This window comes from Rhodococcus sp. NPDC057135, from assembly GCF_042670865.1.
Lineage (GTDB): Bacteria > Actinomycetota > Actinomycetes > Mycobacteriales > Mycobacteriaceae > Rhodococcus_F.
The window spans coordinates 226,429-246,658 of the sequence record NZ_JBHUUU010000005.1 but is presented as its reverse complement, the minus strand read 5'-3'; the positions used below and the strand labels follow the sequence as shown (position 1 = coordinate 246,658).

The 20,230-nt window shown below is 63.1% G+C and carries 23 protein-coding genes; 2 read left to right on the top strand and 21 right to left on the bottom strand.

Going from position 1 to position 20,230, the window contains the following annotated elements; all coding sequences use genetic code 11:
• Window positions 1-14 precede the first annotated feature (14 nt).
• From ACFT1A_RS11930 to ACFT1A_RS11900, 7 genes are all read right to left on the bottom strand, one after another.
• Window positions 15-1,076, bottom strand: a complete 1,062-nt coding sequence (locus ACFT1A_RS11930) for a DUF1214 domain-containing protein (RefSeq protein ID WP_378447143.1) — start codon at window positions 1,074-1,076, stop codon at window positions 15-17.
• A gap of 89 nt (window positions 1,077-1,165) precedes the next feature.
• Window positions 1,166-2,311: a sulfotransferase family protein gene (locus tag ACFT1A_RS11925; RefSeq protein ID WP_378447142.1), complete on the bottom strand. Its 1,146-nt coding sequence runs from the start codon at window positions 2,309-2,311 to the stop codon at window positions 1,166-1,168.
• Between the two features lie 23 nt (window positions 2,312-2,334).
• Window positions 2,335-3,126 (bottom strand): SDR family oxidoreductase, encoded by a 792-nt coding sequence (locus ACFT1A_RS11920; RefSeq protein ID WP_378447141.1) that lies wholly within the window; start codon window positions 3,124-3,126, stop codon window positions 2,335-2,337.
• Window positions 3,120-3,479 carry a nuclear transport factor 2 family protein gene (locus tag ACFT1A_RS11915; RefSeq protein WP_378447140.1) on the bottom strand — a complete coding sequence of 120 codons (360 nt, stop codon included), beginning with the start codon at window positions 3,477-3,479 and terminating at the stop codon, window positions 3,120-3,122. The genes ACFT1A_RS11920 and ACFT1A_RS11915 overlap by 7 nt, the downstream gene beginning before the upstream one ends.
• A 24-nt stretch (window positions 3,480-3,503) precedes the next feature.
• Window positions 3,504-5,405: a sulfate adenylyltransferase subunit CysN gene (gene cysN / locus ACFT1A_RS11910; protein ID WP_378447139.1), complete on the bottom strand. Its 1,902-nt coding sequence runs from the start codon at window positions 5,403-5,405 to the stop codon at window positions 3,504-3,506.
• Window positions 5,405-6,310 (bottom strand): sulfate adenylyltransferase subunit CysD, encoded by a 906-nt coding sequence (gene cysD, locus ACFT1A_RS11905; protein ID WP_019744365.1) that lies wholly within the window; start codon window positions 6,308-6,310, stop codon window positions 5,405-5,407. Before cysD ends, cysN begins: the two co-directional genes overlap by 1 nt.
• Window positions 6,307-7,053 carry a 3'(2'),5'-bisphosphate nucleotidase CysQ gene (locus ACFT1A_RS11900; protein WP_378447138.1) on the bottom strand — a complete coding sequence of 249 codons (747 nt, stop codon included), beginning with the start codon at window positions 7,051-7,053 and terminating at the stop codon, window positions 6,307-6,309. Before ACFT1A_RS11900 ends, cysD begins: the two co-directional genes overlap by 4 nt.
• Before the next feature lie 254 nt (window positions 7,054-7,307).
• Here ACFT1A_RS11900 and ACFT1A_RS11895 point away from each other — a divergent pair, with 254 nt between their 5' ends.
• The gene (locus ACFT1A_RS11895; RefSeq protein WP_378447137.1) at window positions 7,308-7,919 is read left to right on the top strand and encodes a TetR/AcrR family transcriptional regulator; all 612 of its coding nucleotides are present in this window, start codon (window positions 7,308-7,310) and stop codon (window positions 7,917-7,919) included.
• A 12-nt stretch (window positions 7,920-7,931) separates the two neighbouring features.
• Here ACFT1A_RS11895 and ACFT1A_RS11890 read toward each other — a convergent pair whose 3' ends face one another.
• The 12 genes from ACFT1A_RS11890 to ACFT1A_RS11835 form a co-directional block, all read right to left on the bottom strand.
• Window positions 7,932-8,213: a metal-sensitive transcriptional regulator gene (locus ACFT1A_RS11890; RefSeq protein WP_003942012.1), complete on the bottom strand. Its 282-nt coding sequence runs from the start codon at window positions 8,211-8,213 to the stop codon at window positions 7,932-7,934.
• Window positions 8,214-8,244: 31 nt separating this feature from the next.
• Window positions 8,245-8,517 (bottom strand): hypothetical protein, encoded by a 273-nt coding sequence (locus ACFT1A_RS11885; RefSeq protein ID WP_378447136.1) that lies wholly within the window; start codon window positions 8,515-8,517, stop codon window positions 8,245-8,247.
• Window positions 8,510-9,025 carry a hypothetical protein gene (locus ACFT1A_RS11880; protein WP_378447135.1) on the bottom strand — a complete coding sequence of 172 codons (516 nt, stop codon included), beginning with the start codon at window positions 9,023-9,025 and terminating at the stop codon, window positions 8,510-8,512. Before ACFT1A_RS11880 ends, ACFT1A_RS11885 begins: the two co-directional genes overlap by 8 nt.
• A complete protein-coding gene (locus ACFT1A_RS11875) occupies window positions 9,018-9,455 on the bottom strand; it encodes a hypothetical protein (RefSeq protein WP_378447134.1) in 438 nt (145 codons plus the stop codon). Before ACFT1A_RS11875 ends, ACFT1A_RS11880 begins: the two co-directional genes overlap by 8 nt.
• A gap of 15 nt (window positions 9,456-9,470) precedes the next feature.
• Window positions 9,471-9,626: a hypothetical protein gene (locus tag ACFT1A_RS11870; RefSeq protein WP_019744371.1), complete on the bottom strand. Its 156-nt coding sequence runs from the start codon at window positions 9,624-9,626 to the stop codon at window positions 9,471-9,473.
• Between the two features lie 57 nt (window positions 9,627-9,683).
• On the bottom strand, window positions 9,684-10,346 hold the full coding sequence (locus ACFT1A_RS11865) for a hypothetical protein (RefSeq protein WP_378447133.1): 663 nt from the start codon (window positions 10,344-10,346) through the stop codon (window positions 9,684-9,686).
• Window positions 10,347-10,419: 73 nt separating this feature from the next.
• A complete protein-coding gene (hemB, locus tag ACFT1A_RS11860) occupies window positions 10,420-11,394 on the bottom strand; it encodes a porphobilinogen synthase (RefSeq protein ID WP_378447132.1) in 975 nt (324 codons plus the stop codon).
• A 74-nt stretch (window positions 11,395-11,468) separates the two neighbouring features.
• Entirely contained in the window at window positions 11,469-13,031 is a 1,563-nt protein-coding gene (locus tag ACFT1A_RS11855) for a bifunctional uroporphyrinogen-III C-methyltransferase/uroporphyrinogen-III synthase (protein ID WP_003941969.1), read from the bottom strand.
• Window positions 13,032-13,091: 60 nt separating this feature from the next.
• Complete coding sequence (hemC, locus tag ACFT1A_RS11850; RefSeq protein WP_378447131.1) at window positions 13,092-14,066, bottom strand: hydroxymethylbilane synthase; 975 nt, start codon at window positions 14,064-14,066, stop codon at window positions 13,092-13,094.
• Entirely contained in the window at window positions 14,063-15,424 is a 1,362-nt protein-coding gene (locus ACFT1A_RS11845; RefSeq protein WP_019744375.1) for a glutamyl-tRNA reductase, read from the bottom strand. Before ACFT1A_RS11845 ends, hemC begins: the two co-directional genes overlap by 4 nt.
• Complete coding sequence (locus ACFT1A_RS11840; RefSeq protein WP_007735314.1) at window positions 15,421-16,308, bottom strand: redox-sensing transcriptional repressor Rex; 888 nt, start codon at window positions 16,306-16,308, stop codon at window positions 15,421-15,423. The genes ACFT1A_RS11845 and ACFT1A_RS11840 overlap by 4 nt, the downstream gene beginning before the upstream one ends.
• Window positions 16,309-16,449: 141 nt before the next feature.
• Window positions 16,450-16,710 carry a glutaredoxin family protein gene (locus ACFT1A_RS11835; RefSeq protein ID WP_003941953.1) on the bottom strand — a complete coding sequence of 87 codons (261 nt, stop codon included), beginning with the start codon at window positions 16,708-16,710 and terminating at the stop codon, window positions 16,450-16,452.
• Between the two features lie 200 nt (window positions 16,711-16,910).
• On the opposite strand from ACFT1A_RS11835, the gene ACFT1A_RS11830 reads away from it, so the two are divergent.
• A complete protein-coding gene (locus tag ACFT1A_RS11830; protein WP_378447130.1) occupies window positions 16,911-17,906 on the top strand; it encodes an HAD family hydrolase in 996 nt (331 codons plus the stop codon).
• A 39-nt stretch (window positions 17,907-17,945) separates the two neighbouring features.
• Here ACFT1A_RS11830 and ACFT1A_RS11825 read toward each other — a convergent pair whose 3' ends face one another.
• The gene (locus ACFT1A_RS11825; RefSeq protein ID WP_378447129.1) at window positions 17,946-18,983 is read right to left on the bottom strand and encodes a lysophospholipid acyltransferase family protein; all 1,038 of its coding nucleotides are present in this window, start codon (window positions 18,981-18,983) and stop codon (window positions 17,946-17,948) included.
• Window positions 18,980-20,113, bottom strand: coding sequence for an NAD-dependent epimerase/dehydratase family protein (locus ACFT1A_RS11820; protein ID WP_378447128.1), 1,134 nt, complete (start codon window positions 20,111-20,113; stop codon window positions 18,980-18,982). The genes ACFT1A_RS11825 and ACFT1A_RS11820 overlap by 4 nt, the downstream gene beginning before the upstream one ends.
• Window positions 20,114-20,230: the final 117 nt, after the last annotated feature.

The window sequence follows — 20,230 nt, the reverse complement described above, 5'->3', positions numbered from 1 at the left end:
ATCTCGGCAGCGGGTCAGATCTTGACTACCTTCGAGGTCGGGATCGGGTGCGAGTCCGCCTTGATCCAGCGCAGCGCCCATGTCCCCTCGGCGTGCGAATCGGTGTCGATCCAGTTGCCGTAGCCGGGATCCTTCGCCGCCACGACAATCGTCATGGTGCCGTCGTCGTTGAGCTTCGCGGTGTGGTTGTTGATGTAGATGTTCGTGCGGTTGTAGTCGAGAGACTCGACCCAGAAGTTCTGCAGCACGAAGTTGAAGTACTCGCAGTTCGGAACCTCGGTCTCGATGACCCACGCCTCGTCCTCGGCGAGCTTCCAGTAGCCGTGGAAGTAGAAGATCGTCGGATCGCCGCCGGCGTCCTGGAAGTAGTCCTGTCCCCAGTCGAAGATCTCGTTGGTGTGCGGCTGGAATTTGCGCGACCATTCCAGGAAGGTCTCCGCCATCCCCTTCACGATCCCGACGGACTTGGTGAGGCGCTCGCCGATCTCTTCTGGAGTCAGCGGGACGAACTCCCCGTCCGGGTTGAGGCATTCGATGGCCAGATCACCGATGACCTCGTTGCGCCGATCCTTGTAAGTTTGCCGTACGGAGATGAGGTTGCTGTCGGGCGCCAAAGGCAGCCAAGCCCCCTCAGCGGGCTTGTCGACGCTCGCGATGAACTCGAAACGGCCGTTCTCGTCGACCTCGAGGTCCTGGATATGCAGATCGCCGGTCTGCAGCATGGTGCCGTCGATGTGGTACCGATTGACGCGCGAGCCGAAGGTGATCAACGGGACGGTGCCTCGGGTGCCGATGATCCGGTAGTTGTACTTACCGGAAATGTTGGCGCGCATGTAGACGTTGTCCGGGTTGTCGGCACCGATCTTCGTCATCATGTTCGGGTTCGGAGCCGACGAGAACTGTGGCCAGCGTGGATCGGTGTACTCGACACAGTTGATCGTGCCGTACCGAAGCAACCGACTCAGGTACCGAACGCCCTCGGCCTGGGTCAGCGGGTCCTGAGGGACGATCTCGTCCTCCAGGACCTTTCCGACCTCGAGCAGATCTGCGCAGAACTTTTCCCAAACAGCATTCATGTGAATCTCCTTGTTTCAGTTGGGGCTTCGCCCCTGTGCGCCTTTTTGGTAGTCGGCGCTACCAAAAAGGCGCACAGGGCCGGAGGCCTTCAGGGTGTGGTGGCGAACTTCGCTTCGACGTCGGCCGCCGTCACGCCGAACTCCTCGAGCGAATAGCGGTGCGACGGACGACGGTGCTCGGCAAGGCTGGCCTGGTGTGACGCCTCCACCGCGGCGCGAGCCTCGTCCGTGAAGGGCAGGGCGAACTGCGCGTAGATCTTCTCGACGGTGCCGACCGCATCGGCGATGAAGTCCGTGTAGTCGACGTCGATGAACTGATCGGGGTTGTATCGGCTACGGGCACTGTTGAAGTTCGCGTTACCGCGCGCCCACAGGTCGAGTTGGGTGCGTCCGATAGCCGGACGGTCGAAGGCCTTCGACATGTCGTGTCCGCCCTGCTCGGCAAGGCTGAAGGTGGACGCCATCGACGTCAACGGGTCCCGGAAGGTCCGAACGAACAGTGCATCCGGATAGACCGACATGATCTCGTCGATCGCGAAGACATGGCTCGGGCTCTTGAGCACCCATCGTCGGTCCGAGTCGTTCAGACCGATCAACTGCAGGTTCTTCTTGTGCCTCGCATACGTTTCCGTCCAGTCCTGCTCCGCGAGCCACCTGGTGTAACTCGGCACGTACGCGATGGTCTCGAACGCGGTGGAAAGCATCGTCTGCTGCAGCAGACGCCAACATTCCTCGACCTCTTCTGCCCCCATGAAATGCACCTTCATCAGGTCCGCCTCGTTGCGCTGGCGCGCACGGTAGAAGGCGTCGGAGCGAACGTAGTCTGCGTTCTCCGACCACTTGTCGCGCTCGGGGCGCGGCTGCGGCGACTCGGCGAGCCACATCTCGGCGCCCTGATGCGCCGGGTCGGCACCGAGCAAGCGGTGCAGCGCGGTGCTGCCGGTGCGGGTCAACCCGACGACGAAGATCGGGCGCTCGATCGGGACGTCGACGTGCTCTGGATATTTCGTAAATCCGGCCTCACTGGTCAGGCGACCCGCGAGCGCTCCGATGATCATCTTGCGAGCAATCACCTTGCCGTGCGGAGTGAGGTCGGCCTCCTTCTGGAACGCTTCGAGCAGCACTCGAAGCCCTTCGAGATAGCTTTCGCTGCCGAAGTCCTCGTACCCGGTGTCCGCGCGCGCGGCCTGGTGCAAGTCGTCGATGGAACCGATGCCGTCGTATTCCTGTGTCATCTGTAATTCCTTGGGGGATGGGTTCAGTGGTGGGTGTGACCGCAGTTGACGTCGAGACATTGCCCGGCGATGGCTCTGGCCGCATCGGACAAGAGGAAGACGACGGCATTGGCGATGTCGTCGGGTTCTGGTAGCCGGCGCAGATCGGCGCCCGCTGCGACCTCGTCGTAAATGACCTTGGGGTCGACTCCTGCTGCCGCCGCCTTTTTCTCGAACATGTTCTTGACCGAGTCCGCCCAGATGTAGCCGGGCGCAACCGAGTTCACTCGAATCCCCTTGGGTCCGAGATCGATCGACAAACTTCGCGCCATTGCCAGGAGGCCGGCTTTCATGATGCGGTACGCCCCGAACCCGGGAAGCTGATTGCGCAGCACCATGGACGTCACCATCACGACGGACCCCTGCGCCTCGGTCAATGCAGGCACCAATGCGCGCGTGACATTCAACGCCGCGAGCAGGTTGATGTCGATACCCGACTGGATGGACGCCAAGTCAGCGTCCAGGAGCGGGACCTGCGCGGGTTGAACAAATGCGTTGTTCACCAAGCAATGCACCGCACCGAACTCAGCGACAGTTGTCTCCGCCAACGAAGCGATCGAATCGACATCGGTGAGGTTCGTCGGTACGGCCAACGCGATTCCGCCGCGGTCTCGAATCTCCCTTGCCACCGATTCCAAGCGCTCGGGTGTGCGGGCAGCCAGGACAACTTTCGCTCCGGCCGCCGCACTCTGCACTGCGATGGAACGACCAAGCGCCGGCCCGACTCCGGATACCACCACAACTTTGCCGGCGAGCAGGCCGTGGGCACTCAACACAGTGCCTGCGGATCGAGAACCACGCTCAGAGAGGTGATCTTGCAGTTCTCGTCGAACTCGAACAGGTCGGTGGCAGCGAAGTCGGGGATACCGACTCGCTGCACCCGAAGCTGCATGGCTGCGTACTTTCCCGTCACCGAAATCGGACCGAGCAGGCTGACTGTGAAATCGACCTGCGCGTTCGCGGTATCGAATGCGCGAATCTCGTCGACTCCGCGGTAGGTCGTCGCGCCCAGCGGCTCGTGTTGAACTGCGTCGGGCGCAAACAGCGCAACCAGTCCGTCGACGTCGTGACTTCCGAGGTACTTGACGTAATCTTCTACGGCAGAAACTATTTCAGCCCTGTCAGGCATGGAGGCTCCTCGTGTTCAGGCGGATCAAGAAATGGTTCCGCGGGCGCGGAGATAGTCGATGATCGCGATCGCAGCGTCCTCGGTCGTCGTGACCCTGGTGTCGATGTGAATGTCAGGGTTCTGCGGCGCTTCGTACGGCGAATCGATGCCGGTGAAGTTCACCAACTCCCCACGTCGAGCTTTCTTGTACAGGCCCTTGGGATCTCGCTTCTCTGCGACGGCAAGGGCGGTATCGACGAAGATTTCGACGAACTGGTCGTCGCCGATCAATTCACGGGCGGCATGACGCTCGGCCTCGAACGGTGAAATGAAGGACGCGAGGACGATCAGACCGGCGTCCGCCATCAGGCGGGTGACCTCGGTGACGCGGCGGATGTTCTCGACACGGTCGGCTTCGGTGAATCCGAGGTCGCGATTCAACCCGTGACGGACGTTGTCTCCGTCGAGGAGGTAGGTGTGCGCACCGAGTGCGTGCAGTTGACGCTCGACGTCGTTTGCGATGGTCGACTTTCCCGAACCGGAGAGACCGGTGAACCACAGAACTGCGGGTTGGTGTCCCTTGAGCCTGGTGTGCGCGGCCTCGTCGACGTCGACGGACTGCCAGTGAATGTTGTCCGATCGACGCAGCGAGTGCGTGATCATGCCCGCACCGACGGTGCCGTTGGTAAGGCGGTCGATGAGGATGAAGCTACCGGTGTCGCGGTTGCCCACGTACGGATCGAACGGCACGGGCCGATCGAAACTGAGGTTGCACACACCGATTTCGTTGAGCGCGAGGGTTGTCGTAGCGGTCTTCTCGAGAGTGTTGACGTTGATCTTGTGTTTCGGTTTGGTGATGCGTGCGGTGAGAGTGACGGTACCGATCTGGCACAGGAACGGCCGTTCGGGCAGCATGGGAGCCTCACCCATCCAGACGATGCAGGCCTCGAACTGATCGGCGACGGCCGGCGGATTGTCGCCGATGGACAGCACATCACCGCGACTGATGTCGATCTCGTCGGCGAGCGTGATGGTGACCGAGCGGCCCGCACCGGCAACGTCGAGGTCGCCACCCATAGTCACGATGCGCTCGACGGTGGACGTCTTTCCGCTGGGGAGCACGCGGATGGGATCTCCGGGAGATACTGTGCCGGAAACGATCTGGCCGGAGAATCCTCGGAAGTCGAGGTCGGGCCGGTTCACCCACTGCACCGGCATCCGAAACGGAGCCGCGGAGGCAGCATCGTCGATGTCCACGCTTTCGAGATGCTCGATCAGGCTGGGCCCGGAGTACCACGGGGTATTCGCGCTGCGCTCGGTGAGATTGTCACCCATGTATGCCGACATCGGAATGGCGACGAATCCGTCCAGTCCGATCTCGTGAGCGAAGGCCGTGTAGTCCGCAGTGATGGCATCGAAGACCTCTTGCGAGTAATCGACGAGGTCGAGTTTGTTCACGGCAAGCACCACGTGCTTGATCCCGAGCAACGACACGAGATACGAGTGCCGACGGGTCTGAGTCAGTATGCCCTTGCGGGAATCGACAAGGATCACAGCAAGATCGGCGGTCGACGCGCCCGTCACCATGTTTCGGGTGTACTGCTCGTGCCCCGGAGTATCGGCGACGACGAACTTGCGTCGCTCGGTCGTGAAGTAACGGTAGGCAACGTCGATCGTGATGCCCTGCTCGCGTTCGGCGGCGAGACCGTCGACCAGGAGCGCAAAATCGAGCCCCTCCCCCTGGGTTCCGCTCTTGCGCGAATCGGCTTCGAGCGCCGTCAACTGGTCGTCGAAGACGAGCTTCGATTCGTAGAGCAGACGGCCGATCAAGGTGCTCTTGCCGTCGTCGACGCTGCCGCAGGTGATGAATCGCAGCATGCTCTTGTTCGCGTGACGTTCGAGGTACGCCTCGATGTCGTCAGCGATCAGGTCCGAGGAAACAGTCATCAGAAGTACCCCTCTTGCTTCTTCTTTTCCATCGACGCGCTGGAGTCGTGGTCGATGACCCGTCCCTGGCGTTCGGAAGTGGTGGTGAGCAACATTTCCGAGATGATCTCGGTCAGGCTCGTTGCGGTCGATTCGACAGCGCCGGTCAGCGGATAGCAGCCGAGGGTGCGGAAACGAACGCTCTTGAGTTCCGGAGTCTCTCCCGGCAGCAACGGCATCCGGTCGTCGTCGACCATGATCAGCGCACCGTCCCGCTCGACGACGGGCCGCTTGTCGGCAAAATACAGCGGAACGATCGGAATCTCTTCCTGGCGTATGTATTCCCACACATCCAGCTCGGTCCAGTTCGAGAGCGGGAAGACGCGCAGGCTTTCACCCGGCGCTTTGCGGACGTTGTACATCCGCCACAACTCCGGGCGCTGCTGCTTGGGATCCCAGCGGTGCGCAGCTGATCGAATCGAGAAGATCCGTTCCTTGGCGCGGGATTTTTCTTCGTCACGGCGGGCGCCACCGAATGCTGCGTCGAACTTGTAGTGATCGAGGGCTTGTTTGAGTCCTTCGGTTTTCCACATGTCGGTATGGACAGCGCTGCCGTGAGTGAACGGGTTGATCCCCTGCTTCACGCAGTCCGGGTTGGTGTGGACGATGAGATCGAGATCGCCTGCAGCAGCGGTACTGTCACGAAGTTTGTACATTTCGCGGAACTTCCACGTCGTGTCGACGTGCAACAGCGGAAACGGCAGCTTCGACGGATAGAAGGCCTTGCGCGCCAGATGCAACATCACGGCGGAGTCCTTGCCCACCGAGTACAACATCACCGGGTTCTCGCTCTGCGCAACAGCTTCACGCATGATGTGGATGCTCTCGGCTTCGAGTCGTTCGAGGTGCGTCAGTGTCGCGGTCATCGGCCCAGTTCCTCCAGTGCTTTCGGGGCGAGTTCGGGTCGGCAGATCAGCAGATCCGGCCACCACGGGTTTTCCTGGTTGTAGCGCAGTTCGCTGCCATCTATACGCGAAACATGCAGTCCCGCAGCGCGTGCGACGGCAACAGGCGCCGCCGAATCCCACTCGTACTGTCCGCCCGCATGTGCATAGATGTCCGCGTCACCCGAGACGACCGCCATTGCTTTGGCTCCGGCGGATCCCATTTCGATCAACTCCGCGCCCATCGAGTCGGCCATGCGCATGACCGGTTCCGGACGACGTGTCCGCGATACGACGACTCGAACCGGCGCCGCGGCATCCCGCTCGGTTCGATCATCGCTGCTCGAATAGGTGACGCCAAGGGCAGGCATTGCGACCGCACCTGTTGTGAGGACACCGTTTTCGGTCAGTGCAACATGTACGGCCCAGTCCGATCGTCCGGCCTCGCCGTATTCACGGGTGCCGTCGAGAGGGTCGACGATCCACACTCGATCCGCAGCCAGCCTCGCGAGGTCGTCTGCGCCTTCCTCCGACAGCACTGCATCCGCAGGAAAGCGTCGGGCAAGTTCGGCGACGATGAATTCGTGACTGAGCCGATCGGCCGCGTTCTTGAAAGTCGCGACGTCACCGTCGTTTTCGCCGAGGGATTTCCGATGGTCGAGCAGAAGTTCTCCAGCCGCAGCGGCGATGTCGATCGCCGCGCGTTCATCGTTGGTGCGTGTCATAGGTACTCCACAACTGTGTAGACCTCCCGATCGATACGGGAAGAAAGGTCAGGCCGACCGCAGAGTGTCCAGCGCGACGCACTGGTCTCGATGTGGTCTGCGCCATACCGTAACACCAGAATGAACAATGTTCATTCTATTTCGAACAATGTTCATTCTATGATCTGAGTCACAGTAAAATGTAAGTCGCGACCGACAACGAACATTGTTCGATGTGAATTGAGGATGCCCACCCCCGCGACTACGGTGGTCAAATGAGCAGTACCAGCAGCAAGTCGATCTATGGCGACGCCGAAGTGCGTCGGCGCCGAACACTCGACGCGGCGATCTCGCTACTGGACGAGGGTGGCTACTCCGCGCTCACCATCCGCGCGGTCGCCAAACGAGCCGGCACCAGCACTGGGCTGATCTACCAGTACTTCGTCGACAAGCAAGACATCTTCGCAGCCCTCTTGAGCGAAAGTCAGCTGGAAATGGCTGATTTCGTGAACTCGCTCCCCCGCGAGCAGGGACTGAGCGCATTGCTGGAGTCCATGATTTCCGAGTTTGCTCGGCACTGGGCGCGGGTGGGTCGACTCACCACCACCTGGCGCGACATCGAAGGCATGGCCGGATCCGACCGAGAGAGCATGCGGGAACTTCACGCATCCGTCGCGGTCTTCAACTCGGCGTTGATTCGAGCGCTCACCGAAGCTGCTGCAGCCGAAGGAAGTCGGCTGATCGATGACCCTGCGCTGATCCACGTCGTGCTCTCCGGACTCAAAGGTCTGTCGGACACCATCGTCGTCAACATCGCCAAGGAAATCACGCCCGAGCATTTCGTGAACTTCTCGGCCCGGGCGCTCGCGCGGTCCATCACACAGTGACGGACCGGCACCTTACGAACGAACGAGACGAGCGATAGCCGCCTGTGCTTCCTTGATCTTGACGTCCGCTTCCGGACCACCCTGCTTGGCAGCTTCGACGACGCAACCTGCGAGGTGGGCGTCGAGAAGCTTCAGGGATACCGACTGCAGCGCGCTCGTCGCAGCGGACACCTGGGTGAGCACGTCGATGCAGTACCGGTCGTCTGCGACCATGCGCGAGATTCCGGCTACCTGACCTTCGATACGACGAAGGCGCTTGAGCAGATCGTCCTGCTCGGGGCTGTAACTACTCATACCGCAACTATACCCCCTACCCGTATGAGGGCTAGCGGGATGCGACGAAGCCCACCCGGACCCGGCGCACGACATCGATGGCCATCAGCCCCGCAACCAGAATCGACAGTCCGGCACCCGAGATCCAGAGGCCGTCGTAGTGCGTGCTCTCGAATGGCGGAGCGCCCTCCAAGATCGGGCCGAAGTCGGTAGTCGTCGTACCCGACCGCCAGCACACGATCGCCAGAATCGTGGCGGCGACGATGCCGAGGACACCGATCCACGTCTTCACGTCGACAAGCGGAGATGGCTGCGACTCAGTCATCGGCAGACCCGTCCGGTTCCACACCAACCGTGACAACCTGGCTCAACGCCTCGCGAAGTGCCCGATCGTCTTTCGCCCACGCCCGCACCAATCCCCCGGTGGTCAGACGCAAGCCGATACCGTGCCGACGCCTCGGCACTCCGGACAGCTCACCGAGTGCACGTGCCGTTTCCCACGGTTCCATTTCGTCCTCGTAGGCCGCGTCGTCGGACTCTGGGAACACCTCGGCGATCTCGGTGATCGGCACCTCTTCGGTTCCCTGACGCAAAGTAGTCGCGGTCAGAAGTACGCTCGCATGCCGGCGCGCGGCAATCACCTGCACGTACACCAATCCGGTGAGAATCACAGCGAACATCGCCAAACCGAACCAATGCACGACAGGGCCGGTGAACAGTTCGATGACCAAGGCGATCAGGCAGAAGATCGGACCGAACGCGACGGCCCACCACCGTGAACCCGGCTCGTAGTAGAGAACGTCCGGGCCGCTTTCAGGAGCACGGTCAGCCACGGGCAAACCAACTTCTTGTGGTGTCTCGGTAGATCGCAATGCAGGCACAGATCAACATGACGGGAACGACAAGCGCGAGCACGGTACTGATCCCGGCCACCACCAGCGCGATCTGCAGCACCGCGAACACGCCCGAGACGATCACCAGGATTCGTCGACAGAGAGGTTTTCCGGCGCGCGTGGGACCGGCGAGGCCGCCGATCGCGAGACCGGTCAACAGCAGAACCAGCCCGGACACCCTCACGAAGGTGACGTAGATGTCGATGTTTCCGGCCGATATGCCTTGATCGGTGAATTGCTCACGCAGCGAATACGACGCGCTGGTGACGTTGATCAGGCCGAAGAGTATGAGTAGGAACGCGCTGGCGATCCACAGCCAAAATGCTGCCTCGACGGCTGTCGGGCGCCTGACCTTCGTAGAGATACTCACGGGTTCAAGTGTGCGCTATCCGCTGACGATGCCCGGAATCATGAGCACCAGGAGTGTCACCAGAACAGAGGCTCCGAGGATCGCGAACAAGATCACTTCGGTGCGTGAACCACGTTGGCGCAGTGGCGCGTCGTGGGTGCTTTCTGTGCGCAGGGCTTCCTGAGAACTCATCGCGTGCGACCTCTCCCCTACTACTGCAGTGACCCGTTTCACAGTACCCCGAGCTACCTACCGGTTCCCCGTCGGGGGGAAACGAAGGAAGTACGGATTGGACTCTTTTCGGTGCATCATCACAATCGCGCCGACAGCAGCGACTGCCTGCAGGATTTCCGCGCCACCGAACAGCAGCGTGGCCGCGCCGCCGTCGCCGCCGAGCCCGAAGATCACCGGGATCGCGGAGACCAGCATGAAGACACCACAGAATGTCAGCAACATTCGAGCCCAGTTCTTGCCGCGACTCATCGAGCGTACGAACAGAAGGAACACCGCGGTGACGATCACGACCAGCACCGCGGAGAACACGATGACCAGTGGGAACATGCCCTCCACGTCGGAGCGCGTCAGGCCCGCGTCGACAGCTGCCTGGTTTCTGAGCATCTCGTCGACGAACATCGACTTCTGCCCGAGCAGCATCCAGATCATCGCGCCGCCCTGGACCAACCCCAGCGCCGTCACAGCCCACCACAACTGAATCGCAGTCACGACGTCCGTCGGCGGCTCGGGTTTCGGCGCAGGTCCCGGGTATCCGTTGTAACCGGGGCCGTATCCCGGGATCTGACCGGTTGGCATCGGTCCGAGTTCGCGGTACGGCTGGTTCTCGAACGGCTGGTTCTCGTAGGGAGGTTCCCGGCGGGGCGGTTCCTGGCGCGACGGCGGCCACTGCTCGGTCATGACACCAGCGTATCGGTCGATACGGGCGCAGCCACCATGTGCGGCACCGTCACAGCCACCATGCGTGACACCGTCACAGCCATCCGGCGACTTCCGACGCCCAATACGTGAGGACCACGTCGGCGCCGGCGCGGCGAATGCTGGTGAGCGATTCGAGAATCGCAGCATCCCGATCGATCCACCCGTTCTGCGCAGCGGCCGTGATCATCGAGTACTCCCCCGAGATCTGGTACGCCGCGACCGGAACCGGAGACCGGTCGGCGGTCTCACGCAGAATGTCGAGGTAGGACATCGCAGGCTTGACCATCACCATGTCGGCGCCCTCGGCGATGTCGAGGTCTACTTCGCGCATCGACTCGCGGCGATTGGCACCGTCCTGCTGATACGTACGACGGTCACCTTGCAGAGAGGACCCGACGGCTTCACGGAACGGACCGTAGAACGCCGACGCGTACTTCGCGGCATAGGCGAGCTGACTGACCTCGACATACCCGGATGCGTCGAGCGCACCTCGAATTGCAGCCACCTGGCCGTCCATCATGCCGCTGGGCCCGAGCAGGTGAGCACCCGATTCAGCTTGTGCGAGAGCCATTTCGACGTATCGGATCAAGGTCGCGTCGTTGTCGACGGCACCGTCGGCAGAGAGCACACCGCAGTGGCCATGATCAGTGAACTCGTCGAGGCAGGTATCGGCCATGATGACCGTCGAATCACCGAGTTCGTCTGCCAGAGCGCGCAATCCGACGTTGAGGATGCCGTCGGGATCGGAGGCACCGGAACCCTGCGGGTCCTTGTCCTCCGCTTTGGGGACACCGAAGAGCATCAGGCCACCGACGCCGGCTTCCACCGCTTCGACCGCAGCGGACCGCAACGAATCGAGGGTGTGCTGGAAAACGCCTGGCATGGAACTGATCTCACGCGGAGCGTCGATGCCGTCGGCGACGAACATCGGCAACACGAGGTGCCGGGGTTCGAGCGAGGTCTCTGCCACGAGTCGCCGGAGCGCAGGCGTGCGCCGGAGCCGGCGAGGGCGATGAGTGGGAAACACGGAAGGGGCCCTCCTTCGTCGGGACCTGTGAGTGGTTGAGGAGTCCACAGACTCCTCAACCACTCACGGGTGCGCTAGCGCCTTCGAGACTTCTTACGCGGGGGCGGCAAAGCACCTTCGGCGCGCAGACGAGCTGCGTGCTCGGCGAGCGCCTCCACCAGCGGTCCCACCTGCGAGGTCTCGGGCTGCACGTCGACGCGCAGACCGAACTCGATGGCGGTTTCGGCCGTCTTCGGCCCGATGCACGCGACCAACGTGCGGGCGTGCGGCTTGCCGGCGATGCCGACGAGGTTGCGCACGGTCGAGGACGAGGTGAAGCAGACGGCGTCGAATCCACCGGTCTTGATCATCTCGCGGGTCTCGGCCGGCGGCGGCGCTGCCCGGACGGTGCGGTAGGCGGTGACGTCGTCGATCTCCCAACCGCGTTCACGCAGGCCCTCGGCAAGGGTTTCGGTCGCAATGTCCGCGCGCGGCAACAGAACCCGGTTGACCGGATCGAAAACGTCGTCGTAGGGCGCGAATTCGGCCAGCAGGCCCTCGCTGGACTGCTCACCGGTCGGGATCAGCTCGGGGTTGATGCCGAACGAGCGAACCTTGGCTGCGGTTGCTTCGCCGATGCAGGCGATCTTCACACCCGAGAAGGCGCGAGCGTCGAGACCGAACTCTTCGAACTTCTCCCACACTGCGCGAACAGCATTGGTGGAAGTGAAGACGACCCACTGGTAACGACCGTCGACGAGACCCTTGACCGAACGCTCCATCTGAGCCGGGCTGCGAGGTGGCTCGACGGCGATGGTCGGAACCTCGATCGGGATGGCTCCGTGAGTGACCAGACGGTCGCTCATCTCGCCGGCCTGATCCTTGGTGCGCGGCACGAGAACGGTCCAGCCGTACAGAGCGCGCGATTCCCACCACGACATCTTGTTGCGCTGCGCGACAACCTTGCCGACGGTGACGATCAGCGAGCCCACCAGTTCGGATCCGGCTTCGTTGAGCGTCGCGAGAGTTGCCTCGACGGTTCGCTGCTGACGAGTGGTGCCGCGGACGGTGATGGCAGCGGGTGTCTGCGGAGCCAAACCGTTCTCGACCAGCGCGCTGGCGGTCTCGGCAAGGTGTCCGGACGTCGCGTGCAGAACCAACGGTCCCGGTGCAGCGGCCAGAGCAGCCCAGTCGACTTCACCGCGAACGTCTGCCTCGGTGTGACCCGAGCCGAGCGCCATGCCGGCGTAGCTCGGCACTGCCGAACCGGACGGAAGACCGGGGAGGACCTCGAACTGAACCTGCGTGCGCGCGACCGCGGTGACTTCTGCAATCACGGAATCCGTGGTCAGCGGGTCACCGGAGACCAGACGCACGACGTCGTGGCCGTTCTTGGCCTCGTGCACCAATGTCTTTGCAACCTCGGCCGGCTCACCGAGTGCCGGACGCACGTCCGCGATCAGCTCGCCGGTCTCCTCGTCGCGACCCATGTCGATGCCGACGAGCGCGACGACGCCCTTGTCGACGTCCGGATCGGTGAATGCCATTGCGGCGCCGGTGAGGACGTCACGTGCGCGAACGGTGAGCAGGGCGGGGTCGCCCGGTCCCGATCCCACGAACAGGATCCGTCCGGGAGTGTTCTTTCGGACTCGGGTCATCGGTGATTCTCCAGTGCGCTGTATCGAAATGGGAACTTGGTGCAAGTGCAAAGTGGGGCGTCAAACATCGGCTGCCTCGCCTGTAGTCACGTTCATCAACTCTCGGGCGCCGAGTTCGAGTAACTCGCGCGCCACCGCTCGGCCGAGTTCCTCGGCCTTGTCCGGCGCACCTACGGCGCCGGTACGGATGACGTCCGAGCCGTCGATGGCGGCTGCGCAGCCGCGTACCGACAGTTCGTCGAAGATTCTGCCGTCGTCGTCGAGGGATTCGACGATTTCCGCAATCGCACCGACCGGCGCGGTGCATCCGGCTTCCAACTCGGCGAGAAGTGCACGCTCGGCAGTGACTGCCGCTCGGGTTCCCGCGTCGTCCTGCTCGGCCAGAATTGCTGCCAATTCCGTATTGGCAGAAAGGCATTCGACGGCCAAAGCGCCCTGCGCCGGAGCGGGGAGCATCTGTACGGGCTCGATGTTCTCGGTGATGAGATCGAGCAGGCCGATCCGCGACAGGCCGGCGCGGGCGAGGATCACGGCGTCGAGTTCACCGGATTCGACCTTGCCGAGGCGACGCTGCAGGTTGCCCCGCAGCGGCACGATGTCGAGGCCGAGCCCGAGTGCCTTCAGCTGTGAAACACGTCGCGGCGCCGAGGTTCCCACCTTGGAACCGGCCGGAAGCTCGCCGAGGACCAGACCGTCGCGGGCGACGAGCGCGTCACGCGGATCTTCACGAGGCGGAATCGCAGCGATGACAAAACGTGGATCCTGCGCGGTCGGCAGGTCCTTGTAGGAATGCACTGCAACGTCGACGCGGTTGTCCAGCAAGGCTTCTCGAAGCTCAGCGGTGAACACTCCGACGCCGATCTTCTGGACGGGATCGGTGGACTGATCGCCCTTGGTCTTGATGATGACCAACTCGGCGGGATGTCCGGCTGCAATGAGGGCATCGCGCACGGTTCCGGCCTGGGTGGTCGCGAGAAGACTTCCGCGAGTGCCGATCCGCAGCGGGCTCCCCGATTGCGGGGTGGTGACGCTCATGCCTGCAGGTCCCTTCCAGTGCGGTCGCCGTCCACCAGATCGGTGGGTGTGGCCACGGCCGCGGGAGATCCGGGGCTGAGTTCGAAGAGTTCGCGCAGCGCTGCTGCGTAGGAGTCGCCGCCGGGGGCCGACGCCAGTTGCTTGACGCGCACGGTCGGGGCGTGGAGAAGCTTGTCCACGACGCGGCGCACGGTGCGCGCAACCTCGTCGCGCTGCGGATCGTCCAGGCCGGGCAGACGCGAATCGAGCCGCATCAGTTCGGCTTCGACGACGTCGGCGGCGCGCTGACGCAAAGCCGTGACGGTCGGAGTGACCTCGGCGAGACGCTGGCCCGCGAGGTACGTCGCAAGCTCGCCGGCAACGATGGTGCGTGCGGCATCTGCGTCGGAAGCGGCGGCGCCTGCCGCCGGATCACGCTGCAGCGTCTCCATGTCGAGAACGGTGACACCCGGCAGGCCGGCGACGGCGGGATCGATGTCGCGCGGCAGTCCGAGGTCGCAGATGACCAGGTGCTTGGTGTTGTCGCGATCGGGCTCGGCGAGTGCGCGGTGCACATCCGCCAGGGTGACCACTGCCCCGACCGCGCCGGTACAGGTGACCATGACGTCGGCCTGCGCCATCGCGGCCGAAAGCTGGTCGAAGGCAACACCGTCGGCGTCGACGCCGTTGGAGCGTGCCGTCTCGGCGAGGTGCTCGGCGCGTTCCTGCGTCCGGTTCACGACGACGATGCGTTCGATTCCGGCGCGGGTGAGGTGCGCGACGGACAGACCACCCATCGAGCCGGCCCCGACGACCACGGCAGTGCGGCCGACCAGGCCGCCCTCGCCGATGATGCCGGCTGCACGATCGAGAGCCACGGACACGACTGACGCTCCGGCGGAGTCGATTCCGGTTTCGGAATGCACTCGCTTACCGACGCGCAGTGCCTGCTGAGCCAGTTCGTGGACGACGCGTCCAGCGGCCTGCTGCGCATCCGAAGATGCGTAGGCCGAACGGATCTGGCCGAGAATCTGCTGTTCGCCGATCACCATCGAGTCGAGGCCACTGGCCACCGCGAAGAGGTGTTCGACCGCGGCTTCGCTGTAGCGGACGTAAGCGTGAGCGTGCAGCGCCGTCAGGTCGAGACCCGAATGGTCGGCCAGGATTTCACCGACTTCGGTGAGAGCACCGTGGAACGCGTCCACCACCGCGTAGACCTCCACCCGGTTGCAGGTGGAGACGATCATCGCTTCGGAGATGTGCGAGGACGCCAGAAGCTTGTCGATCAGCTTCGGACGATCGGTGTCGGTCACAGCTACTCGCTCGAGCACCGGGACGGGCGCGGTTCGATGCGAGACCCCGACAAGCAGAACACTCACGGCGCGATCACTGATCCGTTTCTTGTCGAACCTGCTCCGACCGGAGCGGGTGAACTGGTGGATGGAACTGACGAAGCGGATGCGGCGTGAGCCACGCGTACTCGCGGCGCGCTGGATGCCTGATCGGCATTGCGCGCACTGTTGAAGGAGAGAACCTGCATCTCGACGGCCAGATCGACGCGCCGCAGTTCCACATGATCGGGAACGTCGAGGGCGATCGGCGAGAAACTCATGATGCAGCGCAGCCCGGCGCTGACGAACTGGTCGCACACGCCCTGCGCTGCCTCGTCCGGTGTGGAGATGACGCCGATGGTCGCGTTCAGTTCGCGGCAGGCGACAGTCAGTTCCTCGGTGCTGCGCACGACGAGATCGCCGACTCTGCTTCCGATTCGATCTGCGTCACTGTCGAAGAGTCCGACCATCTCGAAACCGCGGCGGCTGAATCCGCCGTAGCCGACCAGCGCCTTGCCGAGGTTTCCGACTCCGACGAGAACGACCTTGTGCCCACGATCGAGTCCGAGTGCACGCTCGATGCGGATGCGGAGCCTGTTGACGTCGTACCCGACGCCGCGGACGCCGTTGGGCCCGAGGAACGACAGATCCTTACGCAATTTCGCTGATCCGACGCCTGACGCCTGGGCGAGTTCCTCGCTCGAGACGATGGAGGTACCCCGGTCGGACATCACTCCGAGGACCCGCAGGTATGCGGCCAAGCGCGTCACCGTAGCCTGGGGGATGACGCGATCCTGAGCGATCGGGTCGGTGACCGAGGCACTGGAAGCGTCGGTGACAGAAGAGCCCGCAGCGCCGGTGACGCGCTGAGCCACAGGCTCATGCGTCTGGTGCGGTTCGGTCACGTCGCTGGCTCCTCGTCCGGTCGACACGACTGTCGACCTCCACGATGCTCCGGGGGGAATGTTCACACCACGGTAACCGCTTGTGAACCCATGCACAAAGTTGCTCGAGACGGGTTCGATGTGCCGTTCACCTGCAAAGCGGCTCCGCGCGCAACTTTGAGGGTTGCCTTACTTGCGTAAATCGTCGCGAAGGCGTTCTTCGTCAACTTCCCAGTAACCGTGCTCGCGTCCGTCGAGAAGAATGACCGGCAACCTGTCTCCGTACTCCGCTCTCAGCTCTGGATCGGTCGCGGCAGCTTCGTCTACGTCGATGCACGTCAATTCCAGCTCGAACTCGGAACAGACCCGTCGTAGTACCTCCGCCGCGCCGACGCAGGACGCGCATCCTGCGCGTGTCAACAGGGTTACTTCATGCGTAGCTGCAGTCATCGACGCATACCTTTCTTCTGCTGGGATGCCATCTACTTGATCGGTCGAGTGTGCCTCCAGAGCCCCACTCGATACCAAATCGGCGGAGAGGAACGTCACACACCACAGGGAAGGTCGCCATCCAACCCATCGGGCCTCATCGCGGAGGATAGGCTGACTCGAAGAGTTCTCTGCTCGAGAGTGCAACACGGGAGGTGCGGGTGCCTGCGCGATCACTACCGAACGGCTCCGGATTCGGATCAGGGCTGGCCGGGGTCATACTCCCCGGGCGTCGCCATGTGAAGAATCCGCTGGGCCCGAGTGAGTCGGAAGTTCGAGCCAATCTCGCCGGCGAGGCGAGTGCCGATGCAGCCCTGGCGTTGCACGAAGCTGCCAACCCCGCAGAACCCGAAACCGGCGAAGAGCCGCCGACTGTTCCGCGCGACCTCACGGCCGCTGCATTCTTCGACGTCGACAACACCATGGTGCAGGGTGCATCGATCATCCACTTCGCCCGTGGTCTCGCTGCTCGCAAGTATCTCAAGACCTCGGATCTGGTCGATTTCGCGTGGAAGCAGATCAAGTTCCGAGTTACCGGCAGAGAAAGCAGTGACGACGTCGCGGAAGGCCGCGAGAAAGCACTGTCCTTCGTGGCCGGCCGATCCACCGCCGAACTCGCCCGCCTCGGCGAGGAGATCTACGACGAGGTCATCGCCGACAAGATCTGGCCAGGCACGAGAGCGTTGGCTCAGATGCACCTCGACGCCGGACAGCAGGTGTGGTTGGTGACGGCGACTCCGGTCGAACTGGCTCAGGTCATCGCCGAGAAACTTGGACTGACCGGCGCCTTGGGCACCGTCGCCGAGAGTGAGGACGGCGTCTTCACCGGCCGACTCGTCGGCGACATCCTGCACGGTATGGGCAAGGCTCACGCCGTGCGGACATTGGCCGTACGTGAAGGACTCAATCTCAAGCGCTGTTCCGCCTACTCCGACAGCCACAACGACGTTCCGATGCTCTCGTTGGTGGGGACGCCCGTGGCGATCAATCCCGACGCAGATCTTCGTGAACTCGCGAAGAACCGCGGTTGGGAAGTTCGCGATTTCCGCACCGGACGAAAGGCCGCCAAGATCGGCGTACCGACGGCGCTGGTGCTCGGAGCGGTCGGCGGGGCGCTCGCGGCAATTCTGGCCAGGCGCAAAGAACAGAACGCCTGAGCGGGTTCGGCCCGGATCGCCTGGCGATCCGGACCGAACTCAGCCGAGAAAGACGTTGCGACGCTTGGCCAACAGCCGATACAGCGTCTGCTGAATCGTCTCTCGAACGTGGTCCGTGACCTCGAACAGGACCATCGGATCGTCGGCGGCACCGCTCTCGAAAGTGTCGGTGACGATGGGCTTTCCGAACTCGATGTACCACTTCGACGGCAACGGAACCAGGCCGAGCGGCCCGAAGTGCGGGAACAGTGGTGTCACCGGAAAATACGGCAACCCGAGAACACGCGCGAGTGTGGTCAGATCACCGATTTTCGGATAGATCTCCTCCGAACCCACGATCGAGCACGGAATGATCGGAACACCGGTACGCATTGCGGCCGACACGAAGCCACCGCGCCCGAACCGCTGCAACTTGTACCGCTCACTGAACGGTTTCCCGATGCCCTTGAATCCCTCCGGGAACACCGCCGCGACTTCACCGTCGTTGAGCAGACGCTCGGCGTCGGGGTTGCACGCCAACGTGTGACCGGCCTTGCGCGCCAGACCGCCCACCACCGGCATCTCGAAAGCCATGTCCGCAGCCAACATTCGCAGCGGGCGATGCGCCGGATGATGATCGTGCACTGCGACCGACGTCATCAGACCGTCGAGCGGAATCACGCCGGCGTGATTGGCAACCACCAGCGCTCCCCCGGTGAGGGGAATGTTCTCGATCCCACTGACCTCGACTCGGAACCACTTCTCGAACAACGGCCGCAACATCGGCATGACGACGTTGTCCGCGAAATGCGGATCGAATCCGAACTCGTCGACCTCGTAGTCACCGGACACCCGACGTCGGAAAAATTCTGCCGCCGAGCCGATCTGGTCGACGATCGCGGACCTGGCCGCATCGACGAACGTGCTCTCACCGCCATGGTCGGCCCCCGACGAAACTCCGGACGGATGCCGACGCTCACTTTGTTCACGGATGTCACGCTCCGTGCACGTGACGGACTCACGCGAGCGCGAGGTTGCCGACTTTCCGGTGTGAGTTGCGCTGGGTCTCAGGGGAATTACCTTCGCCACGTCAGTCACCCCTTCACCGCACTTTGCCGCGACAACGGCATGTGCATCACGTCTGCACTTGCGCTCGCCGCGGCGGCGTCACCGCCGAGGATCGTGGTCAACGCATTCTCGGCCCGATCGATCCACTCGGACTTGATGATCCGGCGGGTCTGCATCGCACGCATGAAATCGTCGAGTGCCTGCATGGTGGTCCATCGCGGCTCGAACCCCAATTCGCTGCGCATGCGAGTTGTGTCGAGTCCGCAGCCGAACCGGAAGTACTCGAGTTGCTCGTCGGTGTACAGCCTCATGGACGATCCCACCAACGCGCTCCCGACACTGCGGAACAGAGCGAGCGGCATCGGAACTTCGACCCTGCCTGCCCGGCGGATCGCCTGCGACATCATCACCACTCCGTCGCCGGCGATGTTGTACGTACCCGAGGCGTGTCCGATGGTCGCCTTCTCCAACGCTGCGAGGGCATCCTCGACGTGGAGCAATTGCAGACGCGCGTTGCGCCCGACGATGGTCGGCACGAGCGGGGCGGTGACGTAATGCCCCACAGTTGCCGTCAGTTGAGGTCCGATCAGCGGCGCCAACCGCAGAATCCCGACCGAGATGTCGGGACGCCGACGCCCCATCCCGCGGAGGTATCCCTCGATCTCGAGACTGTCGCGGGCATATCCGCCCGGCGGCCGGCGGCGCGCACTCATTTCTTCGGTGAACTGAGCGGGGTCCTTGGCACTGCACCCGTAGACGACCGAGGCCGAGCGCAGGACCACCTTGCGAACCGTCGGAGCTTTCTGGCAGACCGCGAACAGTTGCATGGCGCCGATGACGTTCATGTCCTTCATAGCGGCGCGGCTGCCGGCTTTGGGGGCTTTCTGAAGCGTCGACGCATGCACGACGGTGTCGACCTCGGCGTTTCGGATCACTTTGCCGATCAGCGGATTGCGGATGTCTGCTCGCACGAATTCCGCGCGGCCCATTCTGCGCATCATGTCCTTGCTCGGACTGACCGCGTCGACGGCGATGACACGCTCGATCGACGGATTCTGCGCAAGCCTGGTAACCAGGTAGCCGCCGAGGAATCTGCTCGCCCCGGTCACCAGTACGACGCGAGGCGCCGTGCCCCCTGAAGTGTTGTCACCTTCAACCACCAAGTACCCCCATATCCAGTAGAAACGCGCTCTGCCGAAGCGTCCCTCCCGCGATTTTCCCCCACTTTACGGGCAGAGGGGGTCCCGCGCTGACTACCCAGATTTCGGTCATTCAAG

Coding starts and splice junctions, on each gene's coding strand:
- ACFT1A_RS11930 (WP_378447143.1), bottom strand. CDS start 1,076: ATGAATGCTGTTTGGGAAAAGTTCTGCGCAGATCTGCTCGAGGTCGGA.
- ACFT1A_RS11925 (WP_378447142.1), bottom strand. CDS start 2,311: ATGACACAGGAATACGACGGCATCGGTTCCATCGACGACTTGCACCAG.
- ACFT1A_RS11915 (WP_378447140.1), bottom strand. CDS start 3,479: ATGCCTGACAGGGCTGAAATAGTTTCTGCCGTAGAAGATTACGTCAAG.
- cysN (WP_378447139.1), bottom strand. CDS start 5,405: ATGACTGTTTCCTCGGACCTGATCGCTGACGACATCGAGGCGTACCTC.
- cysD (WP_019744365.1), bottom strand. CDS start 6,310: ATGACCGCGACACTGACGCACCTCGAACGACTCGAAGCCGAGAGCATC.
- ACFT1A_RS11900 (WP_378447138.1), bottom strand. CDS start 7,053: ATGACACGCACCAACGATGAACGCGCGGCGATCGACATCGCCGCTGCG.
- ACFT1A_RS11895 (WP_378447137.1), top strand. CDS start 7,308: ATGAGCAGTACCAGCAGCAAGTCGATCTATGGCGACGCCGAAGTGCGT.
- ACFT1A_RS11890 (WP_003942012.1), bottom strand. CDS start 8,213: ATGAGTAGTTACAGCCCCGAGCAGGACGATCTGCTCAAGCGCCTTCGT.
- ACFT1A_RS11885 (WP_378447136.1), bottom strand. CDS start 8,517: ATGACTGAGTCGCAGCCATCTCCGCTTGTCGACGTGAAGACGTGGATC.
- ACFT1A_RS11870 (WP_019744371.1), bottom strand. CDS start 9,626: ATGAGTTCTCAGGAAGCCCTGCGCACAGAAAGCACCCACGACGCGCCA.
- ACFT1A_RS11865 (WP_378447133.1), bottom strand. CDS start 10,346: ATGACCGAGCAGTGGCCGCCGTCGCGCCAGGAACCGCCCCGCCGGGAA.
- ACFT1A_RS11855 (WP_003941969.1), bottom strand. CDS start 13,031: ATGACCCGAGTCCGAAAGAACACTCCCGGACGGATCCTGTTCGTGGGA.
- hemC (WP_378447131.1), bottom strand. CDS start 14,066: ATGAGCGTCACCACCCCGCAATCGGGGAGCCCGCTGCGGATCGGCACT.
- ACFT1A_RS11835 (WP_003941953.1), bottom strand. CDS start 16,710: ATGACTGCAGCTACGCATGAAGTAACCCTGTTGACACGCGCAGGATGC.